The organism is Vibrio sp. Isolate33 (assembly GCF_022397895.1).
GTDB classification, from domain to species: domain Bacteria; phylum Pseudomonadota; class Gammaproteobacteria; order Enterobacterales; family Vibrionaceae; genus Vibrio; species Vibrio pomeroyi.
Genome location: NZ_JAKEUP010000030.1, coordinates 1 through 12,432, shown reverse-complemented (window position 1 = coordinate 12,432; position 12,432 = coordinate 1). Strand labels below are relative to the sequence as shown.

The 12,432-nt window shown below is 45.6% G+C and carries 9 protein-coding genes and 1 pseudogene; 4 read left to right on the top strand and 6 right to left on the bottom strand.

Annotated features, from left to right (window positions below; translation table 11 throughout):
- Nucleotides 1–30: 30 nt before the first annotated feature.
- The 4 genes from L1D37_RS23180 to L1D37_RS23165 all read right to left on the bottom strand — a co-directional run bounded on the left by L1D37_RS23180 (nucleotide 31) and on the right by L1D37_RS23165 (nucleotide 4,511).
- Complete coding sequence (locus tag L1D37_RS23180; RefSeq protein WP_239849275.1) at nucleotides 31–624, bottom strand: ECF-type sigma factor; 594 nt, start codon at nucleotides 622–624, stop codon at nucleotides 31–33.
- A gap of 2 nt (nucleotides 625–626) precedes the next feature.
- Nucleotides 627–1,943 carry a serine/threonine-protein kinase gene (locus L1D37_RS23175; protein ID WP_239849274.1) on the bottom strand — a complete coding sequence of 439 codons (1,317 nt, stop codon included), beginning with the start codon at nucleotides 1,941–1,943 and terminating at the stop codon, nucleotides 627–629.
- A gap of 185 nt (nucleotides 1,944–2,128) precedes the next feature.
- Nucleotides 2,129–3,484, bottom strand: a complete 1,356-nt coding sequence (gene gorA / locus L1D37_RS23170) for a glutathione-disulfide reductase (RefSeq protein WP_161753144.1) — start codon at nucleotides 3,482–3,484, stop codon at nucleotides 2,129–2,131.
- 187 nt (nucleotides 3,485–3,671) lie between these two features.
- The gene (locus tag L1D37_RS23165) at nucleotides 3,672–4,511 is read right to left on the bottom strand and encodes a 23S rRNA (adenine(2030)-N(6))-methyltransferase RlmJ (protein ID WP_239849273.1); all 840 of its coding nucleotides are present in this window, start codon (nucleotides 4,509–4,511) and stop codon (nucleotides 3,672–3,674) included.
- Nucleotides 4,512–4,791: 280 nt separating this feature from the next.
- Here L1D37_RS23165 and prlC point away from each other — a divergent pair, with 280 nt between their 5' ends.
- On the top strand, nucleotides 4,792–6,834 hold the full coding sequence (prlC, locus tag L1D37_RS23160; protein ID WP_239849272.1) for an oligopeptidase A: 2,043 nt from the start codon (nucleotides 4,792–4,794) through the stop codon (nucleotides 6,832–6,834).
- A gap of 68 nt (nucleotides 6,835–6,902) precedes the next feature.
- On the opposite strand, the gene asnC is transcribed toward prlC, so the two are convergent.
- Nucleotides 6,903–7,367 (bottom strand): transcriptional regulator AsnC, encoded by a 465-nt coding sequence (asnC, locus tag L1D37_RS23155; protein WP_008218581.1) that lies wholly within the window; start codon nucleotides 7,365–7,367, stop codon nucleotides 6,903–6,905.
- Nucleotides 7,368–7,492: 125 nt separating this feature from the next.
- On the opposite strand from asnC, the gene L1D37_RS23150 reads away from it, so the two are divergent.
- The 3 genes from L1D37_RS23150 (at nucleotide 7,493) to L1D37_RS23140 (ending at nucleotide 12,259) form a co-directional block, all read left to right on the top strand.
- Nucleotides 7,493–10,615 carry an EAL domain-containing protein gene (locus L1D37_RS23150; RefSeq protein WP_239849279.1) on the top strand — a complete coding sequence of 1,041 codons (3,123 nt, stop codon included), beginning with the start codon at nucleotides 7,493–7,495 and terminating at the stop codon, nucleotides 10,613–10,615.
- Between the two features lie 159 nt (nucleotides 10,616–10,774).
- Nucleotides 10,775–11,554 carry a class I SAM-dependent methyltransferase gene (locus L1D37_RS23145; RefSeq protein ID WP_239849271.1) on the top strand — a complete coding sequence of 260 codons (780 nt, stop codon included), beginning with the start codon at nucleotides 10,775–10,777 and terminating at the stop codon, nucleotides 11,552–11,554.
- A 141-nt stretch (nucleotides 11,555–11,695) separates the two neighbouring features.
- The gene (locus L1D37_RS23140; RefSeq protein WP_239849270.1) at nucleotides 11,696–12,259 is read left to right on the top strand and encodes a hypothetical protein; all 564 of its coding nucleotides are present in this window, start codon (nucleotides 11,696–11,698) and stop codon (nucleotides 12,257–12,259) included.
- 50 nt (nucleotides 12,260–12,309) lie between these two features.
- On the opposite strand, the pseudogene L1D37_RS23135 reads toward L1D37_RS23140, so the two are convergent.
- Nucleotides 12,310–12,420, bottom strand: a pseudogene (locus L1D37_RS23135) (integrase core domain-containing protein); the annotation flags it as partial.
- Nucleotides 12,421–12,432 lie beyond the last annotated feature (12 nt).

The window sequence follows — 12,432 nt, the reverse complement described above, 5'->3', positions numbered from 1 at the left end:
AGATTTGAGTGAAATACCGTAAATTATTTTTCAATAAATTGGATTGTGCTGCGTGTTTATTTTCCTCGTTAACCAACAGCGAGAAAATTTTAAATCCTTTTCAATTAGGCTGTCGCTACAGGTTAGTAGCTGGCTGATTTCTTGAGTTTGAAGTCCCATAAGGTATTTCAGTTTGAATGCTTGTGATTGTCTTGGGTAATTCAAAGTAAAGTGGTCAACAACCTTATCTATAATGATTAGTTGCTCGAAATGCCTTTCATCTTGAGAGGGGGCTTTTGTGGGTAGTTGGCGTTTCTGTGCCTGTTGACGTCGAGCGTTATCGATGAGTATTTGTCGCATAATTTTTGCTGCCATCAACAGGAAATCACGAGTGTCTTCTATTGATTGAGTCTCGGAAGAAGAGAGCTTTAGGTAAGCATCGTGAACTAACGCCGTTGTGTTGTGGATACTATTCCAAGACACCCAGCAGCTTTGCTCATGCTTGGTTGTGCTCCTTTTTCTCTCTTTTTGAGCGAGAGCGTAGAGGTGGGCGTAAGCGAAACGATAGAGCTTTTGTTCTGCCCATTTATGCCCAGCTTTCCAATCTCTCATGATCGATTCTATATCAGTAAGTTGGTTATTCATGGTTAGCAGTTTCCTTTTGTTGATTCTGTCCTAGTTGTTTGTGGGGCAATGATTCGTAACAGTTTCATCTTTGTTTTTGTTGGTATACCAGGATCGCCTAAGACCGCTTTATGGGTATGTTTTAGTACTGTATTGATCGATGCTTTCGATTTAGGGCTTTCTTTTATTTGAGAAAGCGTTCGGACAAATTGCCTTGTGACTCTTTCTGAAGTGCGTTTTTCTATTTGAAGTTGTTGGTTTTTTTTTATCAAAGGTGTGTAGAAACCTATACCACACCAAATGAGAACAGTAGATAAGGCACATTGAACTGGGCGGCGCTGACATAGCTTTAGAACTGAATGAAATGGTTGGTCTTGATATGCGGAAATTGGACGACAAGCGATCAGCTGCGTAATGTCGTTATAGAGTTCATTAGTGCTCGAATAGCGTAGTAAGGCGTGGCTTCGTGTCGCTTTTTGAATGATGCAGTTTAAGTCTCCCTGACTTATCGGTAGTTTAGGAAACATGAAGCTTAAGATTTTTCCTAGAGCGTAAATATCGCATTGGAATGTGGGGGGGCTTCCGCTGATTTGCTCTGGACTCGCGTAGTCATGACTGTAGGCATTGATAGTGAGTGGGTGAGCTGACAACTGGTCACTGATTCCTCTCATTAAATTAAAGTCGAGTATCTTCGGGTTTCCCTCACAATCGATTAAGATATTCTCTGGCTTCAAGTCGGTATGCAGCACTTGGTGTTTGTGTGCGTGTGATATAGCCGCGCATATCTTTAAAAATAGATTAAGCTTTTTGGGGTAACTCAGGGGGCAGGTCGTAAGGTACTCGTTCAACGTGCAACCTTTAATATGTTCCATAACGATATAGACAGACCCTTCGTGTGTCCCTCCATCGACCACCTTGGTTATATATGGGTGATTCAACGTCGCAAGTGCTTGTGCCTCTTGAAACAGATACTTTTTGTCTATGATGTGGGATAACGCTGGTTGAATGAGTTTTATTGCAAGATCTTGATGGAATGTCTTATCCACTCGAGTAGCAGCATAGACAACGCCAATGCCGCCACGACCTATTTCGTAAGATAGGTGGTATTTATCAATGTATGTATCAGAGAAGTTAGCTTTTTTGTCAGTAGCTTGAAGGGCGCTTACGCCAAATATGTGTGTAAGAGGCTCTAAGTCTGACGTGCAGAGAAGGGGATAAATCTTGTTATACAGTTCGACTTGGTGTGATTTTAATTCTTTTAGGTATTTTGTTTTTTCTGCCTCAGATAGATCCAATAATTGATAAAAAAGATCGGTTATACGGGTGTTGGCTACTGACATTGTCGCTCGTTCAAGAATTATTATGAACGGGATTCTATAAGTACGATCTGTAGATTTTGCTGATATTTGACAATCTTTTATAATTTTTTATATATCAGTGCTTTATGTGTTCTTTTTTTGTTCAAGCTGGTTAATAAAAAGCAGCCCCAAGGGCTGCTTCTTAAAGTATCAACTAAAGGCGTTGATTAACGCATAGTAACGAACTCTTCTGAGCCCGTTGGGTGAATAGCCACAACAGAGTCGAAGTCTGCTTTGGTTGCGCCCATCTTCATTGCAACGCCGAAGCCTTGAATCATTTCATCAACAGTGAAGCCGATGCCGTGTAGGCCGACTACTGTCTCTTCTTCGCCTGCACATACTAGTTTCATCTTACAAGGTTGACGGTGCTTAGTTACTGCTGTGTACATTGCAGTGAAGCCAGATGTGTAAACCTTGATGTTGTCTTTGCCGTACTGCTCTTCAGCTTCTTGAGTCGTTAGACCAATAGTGCCGATAGGTGGGTGGCTGAATACAACAGTAGGTACTAGCTTGTAGTCCATCTTAGCGTTGGTTTGACCGTTGAATAGACGCTCAGAAAGCTGACGACCTGCTTTAACTGCCACAGGAGTTAGCTCTATACCGCCTTCCATGATGTCACCAACACAGTAGATGCCAGGAACGTTAGTCGCTTGGAACTCGTCTACCTTGATGTAGCCACGGTCGTTCGTCTCAACGCCAGTTGATGCTAGGTTGATCGCGTCAGTCGCTGGGTGGCGACCGATAGCCCAGATTAGGTGGTCAACGTTTTGAGTGTTGCCGTTCTCTAGGTGCAGAGTCAGCGTGCCGTCTGCTTCTTTCACCACTTCTTTAGGCACTGAGTGCGTGTGAAGTGTTGGACCTTCTGCTTCCATTACTTCTACTAGCGTTTCGATGATCATTGGATCGAAGCTACGTAGTGGAGATTCTTTACGGCAGAACAGGTGTGTTTCTGTGCCAAGCGCGCTTAGAACGCCAGCAATTTCAACCGCGATGTAGCCAGCACCGATAACCGCAACGCGTTTTGGTTGCTCCATCAGATCGAAGAAGCCATTCGAGTCGATGCCGTATTCTGCACCTGGGATGTTTGGAATCGTTGGACGACCACCTACCGCGATCAGGATGTGATCTGCAGTGTAGTGTTCACCGTTAACTTCAACCGTTTTCTCATCAACGAACTTAGCAAAACCTTTGATTACGTTTACTTTGTTGTTACCAAGTACGCGGTCGTAAGATTGGTGGATACGACCAATGTACGCTTGACGGTTTTCAACCAGTTTGCCCCAGTTGAAGCCTTTTACGTCAACGTCGAAGCCGTAGTCTTCAGAGTATAGGTTGATAGCTTCAGCGACTTGAGCGCCGTGCCACATTACCTTTTTAGGAACACAACCAACGTTTACACAAGTACCACCAAGGTCTTGAGCTTCGATAAGTGCAACTTTTGCACCGTGCATAGCAGCGCGGTTTGCTGATGCGATGCCGCCTGAACCGCCACCGATACAGATGTAATCAAAATGAGTCGCCATTACTTTCTCCATTTATTGAAGGTTGTAGTCACAGTGAGAGCACTGGATACCTACGTCCTATAGATTCTTAAATTGTCTAATTATTATATTGAGGGCAGATCGGTTGAACTCAATCTCCCTGTTTAAAATTTATTCGTCCACATCACAGTCTGTTGAAGATTCTTCAGTCTATGATGTGGATTCGAGATTACTCGGGTACGATCCACTCTACTTTGAAGTGACCGGTTGCCGGTGCAATTGCTTCCTTCAAGAATGGAAGAATCTCGTTCATTTGGCTTTCTAGCTTCCAAGGCGGGTTGATCACAATCATGCCTGAGGCTGTCATGCCGCGCTCATTGGTGTCTGGTGATACGCCAAGTTCGATTTGTAGAATCTTGTTGATGCCTAAGCCTTCAAGGCCTTCGATCATATCTTCGATGTCACAACGGTTTACTACCGGGTACCAAATTGCGTAGATACCAGTTGCCCAGCGCTTATGGCTTTGAGCAATCGCCGTCACCACATCGCGGTACTCTCTTGCTAGCTCATAAGGCGGATCGATAAGTACCAAACCACGACGCTCTTTTGGTGGCAGGCTGCCTTTTAAGCGTTGGAAACCATCTTCTTTGTAGATAGATACCTGACGATCACGGTGGAACTCTTGCTCAAGCAGCGGGTGATCGGCTGGGTGAAGCTCGGTCAGTACCATGCGGTCTTGGTCGCGCAGGTGCGCACGTGCAACACGTGGTGAACCAGGGTAGTAGCGCAGCTTGTCGCCGTTGTTGAGTGTTGAGATAGACTGAAGGTAGCTTTGAATGTCTTCAGGAAGGTCTTTTTGCTCCCAAACGCGAGCGATACCTTGCTTGTATTCACCGGTTTTTTCAGACCATTCATGCGTTAAGTCGTAACGACCTACACCAGAGTGAGTGTCATGATAAACAAAAGGCTTATCCTTCTGTTTCAAAGAATTAAGAATAAGGCTCTGTACGATATGCTTTACTACGTCGGCATGGTTACCTGCGTGGAAGCTGTGGCGATAACTTAACAAATTAAACTCTCGTAACACTCTCGATTTAGAGTGTGGTTAGTGTAGGTGGGGTTAATCAGACCATTATAACCCTCAATGGACCATAAATTCTCGAACAATTCAGGAACAGTCGTTCGCAATATGTGGTTAGTTATTGGTTCTACTATTGAAATTTGCCTTATTGGGCACTATTTAATAACTATTCGCAGGTGATTTTTTTAGGGCGAACCTGAGCCTGATGACTGTAAGACGACCTCATTACAAAAAAGACGAAAGTCTCTAAAGCCAAAGGAATGTTTATATGTCTAATCCGCTATTAACCTTCACGGACTTACCTCCGTTTTCACAAATCAAACCTGAGCACGTTAAGCCAGCGGTTGAGCAAGTGATTGAAGCGTGTCGCAACAAGATAGAACAAGTACTTGAAGGTAATACTTCACCAAGCTGGGACAACCTAGTTGCTCCGATTGAAGAAGTGGATGATCGTTTAGGCCGTCTTTGGTCACCAGTAAGCCACATGAACTCGGTTGTGAACAGCGACGAACTGCGTGAAGCGTATGAGAGCTGCCTACCAGTATTGTCTGAGTACGGTACTTGGGTTGGTCAACACAAAGGCTTGTTTGAGGCATACAAAGCGATCAAGGCGAGTGAAGCATTCTCGGCATTAAACCGAGCTCAACAAAAAACCATTACTGACGCATTGCGTGACTTTGAGCTGTCGGGCATTGGCTTGCCTGCAGACGAGCAACACCGCTATGGCGAGATCAGCAAGCGCCAGTCTGAGCTAGGCTCTCAATTCTCAAATAACGTGCTTGATGCAACCATGGGTTGGAGCAAGCAGATCACTGATGTTGCTGAACTGGCGGGTATGCCTGAATCAGCACTGGCGGCAGCTCAAGCTGCGGCCGAGTCTAAAGAGCAAGAAGGTTACCTACTGACTCTAGATATCCCGTCATACCTACCTGTGATGACTTACTGTGATAACCAAGAACTACGTAAAGAGTTGTATGAAGCTTACGTAACACGCGCTTCAGATCGCGGTCCGAACGCAGGTAAGTGGGACAACACCGAGATCATCACAGAGCAGCTTAAACTGCGTCACGAGATCGCTCGCATGCTGGGTTTCAGCACCTACAGCGAAAAATCACTGTCGACCAAGATGGCTGAAACGCCAGATCAGGTTCTTGGCTTCCTGAACGACCTAGCAGTAAAAGCAAAACCACAAGGTGAACGCGAAGTTGAAGAGCTGCGTCAGTTTGCGGAAAAAGAGTTTGGTGTTTCTGAACTAAACCTGTGGGACATCGCTTACTACAGCGAAAAACAGAAGCAGAACCTGTTTGAGATTTCTGATGAAGAGCTTCGTCCTTACTTCCCTGAATCAAACGTGGTTTCAGGCCTGTTTGAGGTACTGAATCGTGTGTTTGGTATGTCGGTAACAGAGCGTGAAGGCGTCGACACATGGCATGACTCTGTGCGCTTCTTTGATATCTTTGATGCGACAGGAGCACTACGCGGTAGCTTCTACCTAGACCTATACGCACGTGAACACAAACGTGGTGGTGCTTGGATGGATGACTGCCGTGGTCGTCGTATTACTGAATCTGGCGAGTTACAAACGCCTGTCGCTTACCTAACGTGTAACTTCAACAAGCCAGTTGGTGATAAGCCAGCACTGTTTACTCACGATGAAGTCGTGACTCTGTTCCACGAGTTTGGTCATGGTATCCACCACATGCTAACGCAAGTTGAAGCGGGTGCAGTTGCGGGTATCAATGGTGTGCCTTGGGATGCGGTTGAGCTACCAAGTCAATTCCTAGAAAACTGGTGCTGGGAAGAAGAAGCGCTGTCGTTTATCTCTGGTCACTTCGAAACGGGTGAAGCATTACCAAAAGAGATGCTAGAGAAGATGCTGGCAGCGAAGAACTTCCAATCAGCGATGTTTATCCTGCGTCAGCTAGAGCTTGGTTTGTTCGACTTTACGCTTCACACAGAATATGACCCAGAAGTGGGTGCTCGCGTACTAGAAACGTTAGCGGACGTAAAATCTAAGGTATCGGTGTTGCCAAGCCTTGATTGGAACCGTTTCTCTCATAGCTTTGGTCACATCTTTGCGGGTGGTTACAGTGCGGGTTACTACAGCTACCTATGGGCAGAAGTGCTTTCAGCAGATGCGTTCTCAGCGTTTGAAGAAGAGGGTATCTTCAACACTGAAACGGGTAACCGCTTCCTGAACAACATCCTAGAAATGGGTGGCAGTGAAGAGCCGATGGAGCTGTTCAAACGCTTCCGTGGTCGTGAGCCACAAATCGATGCGATGCTGCGTCATGCGGGTATCAGCGCTTAATATTGAGCTGATCAGAATGTAAAAAGAGCCTCCTTGTGAGGCTCTTTTTGTATCTATTCATCAAACGATTATGGATTCACATTGCGGTTGATAGGGTTCTGTAATGAAATCAGTGTCTCTGTCGACTGAACTTCATCGATCGCCTGCAACTTATCGATCAATACAAACTGCAACTCTTCAATCGACTTACACATCAGCTTTACAAAGATATTGTACGCGCCTGTGGTGTAGTAGGCTTCAACTACTTCATCTAAGGCATTCAGCTTGGCGATCGCCGAGTGATAGTCTTTGGCTGCATTGAGGTTGATACCAATAAAGCAACACACGTCGTAACCTAGCTTTTTTGTGTTTACCACAACCTCGGTGCGCTCAATAATGTCAGCCGATCTCATTTTCTCGATACGGACGTGTATGGTCGCAGGGCTTACGTCAAACTGCTTTGCCATCTCGGCATAAGGCGTACGAGCATCTTCCATCAAGGTTTTCAGAATGGCACGGTCTAGGTCATCGAGACGAGCGGTGGTTGTGGACATGCTTAACCCTTAGATTTAATGAAAATATATTGGCTAGAGTACATATCATAGCCAAGGGTGATAATATTAGCAGCAACGATGATGTTAGGGTGAATTCAGTGCGATTTTGGGTGTTATTTATTGCGATGTGTTGGAGCGTATTTGCTTCGGCGCAGACAAAAGATGTATTGGTGATCCACTCCTACCATCAAGGTTTTTTCTGGACGGATGATTTTCATAAAGGATTATCAGACGAGCTCGATCGTGATGGGCTGTCTTACCGTGTCGTTTATCTCGATAGTAAACGTACTCAAAACCCAGAATACCTAGAGCGTGTGTATCAGCTTTATCACACCAAGCTACAGCATGAAGAGTTTGCAGCGATTGTCGTTAGTGATAACAATGCGCTCAACCTAATGAAGCGCCTTGCGCCCGATCTCAAGGACACACCTGTCATCTTTGGTGGCATCAACAATTTCTCTCCTGAAATGATTGAAGGTTTGAACGCGACGGGCATCACTGAAGATATCGACTTAGTGGGCAATATCGAGCTGGTTAAACGTCTTCAATCGACCGTAAAGAAGATCTACATCGTTACCGATCACTCGGTCACTGGTGAGGCGATTCGTTCTCAAATCGATCTTTTCATCAAAACCCATCCGGATTTTTCTGATCTCGTTGAGCACTATGTGCCGGATTCCTACCAAGAGTTAATGGAATTTTCTCAACGTGCTGACCTAGGCAAGAGCTTGCTATTTTGGGCCTATTACCGCGATGCGCAAGGCAGAGTGAGTAGCGATGAAGATTGGCGACAACTGAACATCAAGACCCAAATGCCACTGTATATGGTGCATGATTTGGGGCTTGGTTTTGGTGCTATTGGTGGCGTGATTCAAAGCGGCGAAACGCAAGGGCGAGACACCGGACGCGTGTTATTGAATGTGCTGAATCACCCTGATGAGCCATTGCCGTTAGTGGTGGCTGGCGCACCGGAAATCAAACTCGATTATCAACAGATCTCTCGTTGGGACCTGGGCGCTGAAAATGAAGCCTCGGTGACATTTCTCAATAAGCCTAAGTCATTCTTAATGCGCTACCGTGATGAAATTCGCACCATCGGCTTAATGTTCTTGAGCATGTCGTGTGTTATCGCGGTGTTGGTGTATTACCTTAATCGCCTCAAAAAGAGCGAACGTGCAAGTCGCCAAAGCCAACGACTGCTTGAATCTATATTCGATCAGAGCCTGCAATTTATGGGCATCATTGATAAAGGCGGCGTGTTGCTGTCGAGTAACAGCAAGCTGCATGAGCTGCTTTACAATCAAGGCTATAAATTGGGAACGCCGCTTCAACAACATCAACACTGGGAAGATTCCGCAGGCGAGGTGCTGAGAGAGTACTTCACTGAAAAAGGAGATCATCCGGCTCTGAGGTTTGAGGCTGAGGTGTGGTGTCGAGACCGTGGTGCGATGGTTTTGGATATTTCATTGAAGCCAATGCCGGGCTCGGAAGAAGAAGATATTCAGTTCTTATTTGAAGCGCGCGATGTCACCTCGCGTAAGCTTGCAGAAAATAAGCTGTTCCAACGTGAAGCGAACCTAAAGCTGTATTACGACAAACAGCCCGTGATGATGATTACCCTCGATGGTAATAACCGCATTCAACAAGTGAACCAGTTTGCTGAAGAGCTATTGGGTTACCCACTGGATCAGTTATTAGGCCATCGTCCTAGAGAGTTCTATGTCGATGAGAACGCGATGATTCCTCGGCATATCTTGCTGCAACCACAACACAAGATCCGCGGTGTGTGGCGTCGTGATATTGAATATCGCCATGCCGACGGCAGTACGATCTGGATTCGAGAAAATATCCGCCCGCTGGTGGAGTCTGATCAGTTACTAATTGTGGGTGAAGACATCACCGAAACGCACGAGCTGTCAGAAAGGTTAGAGTATCAAGCACAGTACGACTTGTTGACTGACACCTTTAATCGCAACCACTTTGAGCAAGAGCTGCAAAAGGCGCTGAAAGAGGTCGAGAGCCATATGCGTACCCATGCGATGTTGTTCTTAGACCTAGACCAACTGAAAGTATTGAACGACACCGCAGGGCATGAAGCCGGCGATGCCGCGATCTTATTTAGCGCTCAACTGCTCGAAGATGTGCTGCCATACAATGCGGTGTTGGCACGAATGGGCGGTGACGAGTTTGCGGTCCTTATCAAAGACTGTACCGAGCGAGACGCCGTGAATGTGTGTCGCAGTATTATCTCGATGATGAGTGAGAATCCATTTTTGTGGGATGATATTCGCCTCAATCTGACTTGCTCTATTGGCATCCGATTGATTGACCATACCGCGGCTTCGCCACAGATGGTGCATGCTCAAGCCGATGCGGCGTGTCACGCAGCCAAAGAAGAAGGTCGTAACCGCTATAACCTTTACCATCAAGATGATGAAGACCTGCGTCGTCGTCACCTAGAGATGGAGTGCGTGAACTTAGTGCATGAAGCCTTGGCCAATGATCGCTTAGAGTTGTTTGCACAGCGTATTCTTGGCTTAGATGAAGAAAGCGAGAAAATGCACTTTGAGATCTTGGTGCGAATCAAGAACATCAAAGGGGAATACATCTCTCCGGGGATCTTCATGCCAGCCTCTGAGCGCTACAACATCGCGCACTTGATTGACCGCCAAGTAGTAGGTCAAACGCTGAATTGGTTGGAGCAACGTCCACATCTGATTGATGAGCTAGGGATGTGTTCTATCAACCTTTCTGGTCACTCGATGGGTAATCGAGAGTTTGTTGAGTTCCTGGTAGATAGCTTAAGCAACTCGTCGATACCGTGTCATAAGATTTGTTTGGAGATCACTGAAACTGCTGCGATGAGTAACATGAAGCAGGCAATCAAGTTCTTCACTCGTATTAAAGAGCTTGGCTGCATGATTGCATTGGATGATTTTGGCTCTGGTCTATCGTCGTTTGGTTACTTGAAGAAGCTTCCTGTTGATATCGTGAAGATAGATGGTCTGTTTGTGCGTGATATTGATGTCAACGAGATGGACCATGTGATGGTTCGTTCGATCAATGACTTAGCGAAGCAAATGGGCAAATACACGGTGGCGGAATTTGTTGAAAATACTCAAATCATCGATAAGTTGATTGAGCTCGGTGTGAACTACGCACAAGGCTACATCATTGGCCGACCTAAGCCGCTTGCGGAACTGGTTGACGAGTTACAGAAAGAGCGAGCGCTAGAGCAGATCGATTAAGTAAATTAAGCTGCACGATGAGTATTCCTAAGTTCTGGTAATTTAAGAGCTAACAGCTTTCAGAGCTAATAGTTTGCTCCGTTAATATGTATTGTTGAGGCAATCAGGTAAACTGGTTGCCTCTTTTGTTTTGAATACTACTGTCTGTTGGAGACGACCTTGCAACTACAACTGATTTGTGAAGATGCTACCCAAATCGATCATTTAAATGACTTAGCGACCCGTTGGAATTTATCTCATGATGAAAACAGCGAATTTGCTTTGGTACTGACTGACGAGCGACTTGAGTTACGCAAAGTGGACGAACCTAAGCTTGGCGCTATCTTTGTTGATTTAGTCGGCGGCGCGGTTGGTCACAGACGTAAGTTTGGTGGTGGCAAAGGTCAGGCGATCGCCAAGGCGGCAGGCTTAAACAAAGGGGCTACGCCAACCATTCTTGATGGTACGGCTGGCTTGGGGCGTGACGCGTTTGTATTGGCCTCCCTCGGTTGTAAGGTACAAATGGTAGAGCGTCACCCAGTGGTGGCAGCTTTGCTGGATGATGGCTTACAACGCGCCCAGCAAGACCCAGACATCGGCGGTTGGGTAAGCGAACGTATGAAGTTGATTCACGCTTCAAGCCATGATGCGTTAGATAAGCTCAGTAATGATCCTAACTTCGAGCTGCCAGATGTGGTGTACCTTGATCCAATGTATCCGCACCCTGAGAACAAAAAGAAATCAGCTCTGGTTAAAAAAGAGATGCGCGTATTCCAATCTTTGGTCGGTGCAGATTTAGATGCTGATGGTTTGTTGGAGCCTGCAATGAAGTTGGCGTCAAAGCGAGTTGTGGTGAAAAGACCCGATTATGCGGCTTGGTTAGACGAGCAAAAACCGAGTATGGCGATCGAAACCAAAAAGAACCGTTTTGATGTGTATGTGAAAGCATCAATGACTTAAGTAAAGCATCAATAACTTAGCAATACGCTAAGAAAATTTCCCGTCATAAATACGATAAATCACCATTTAACACTTGCGATAGTCGCGTTACGGATGTATATCTAACTAAGAATCATTATTATTCTTAGCTGGAGTTGTAGCATGGCTAAACGCTTTTGTAAGTTAAACCGTCGAGATATTACCGAACACCTAGGCGAGATCCACAGCTTGGTTACCCAGCCAAAGTTTGTGTGTCGCTCTTGTGCGCGTTCATCGGCGGACGAAGCGAACCTATGCAAACCAACCGCAATTCCACCGCTTGGCTGTCAAAACAAACCTGTTGAAGAAAAAGCGGCGTGTGGTCTGTTGGCTGAAACGCTGCCTAAGCCTGAGATTACACTGGCTGAGGTTGTGGATACGCCTGATTCAGCCGTTCAAATGTTTGACCCTAGCGTTGCAAGTATTGCTAAGAAACCATCATTGAAAAAAGCCAAGCTGAAAAAGCTTATGGCGAACAGTGGTGAGAAAAAAGAGCTTAAGCGAGCGAAGAAAGCTGCGAAGAAGCAAGAGAAGTACAATAAGAAACTGGCGAAGATGATTAAGAAGCAGCAGAAGCTGTTTAAGAAGAGTCAGAAGATGGAAAGCAAGTTGGAACGCATCAACCTACAACTTGATGACGTTGTTTTCACAGAAAGCCCATCGATGGTCGCGAACCATATCCACTGATTGAAATGATATAACCTGACCCGTCCTGATATGGGTTGACACTTGATTGACTAAAACGCTCGATGTATTTCATCGGGCGTTTTGTATTTTAGAGCTGTGTGAGGCCTATATTCATTATAGATTTTTACTGATTCAGCGACCATTTTCTTTGCTTCATCTAAACTTCATCTAAA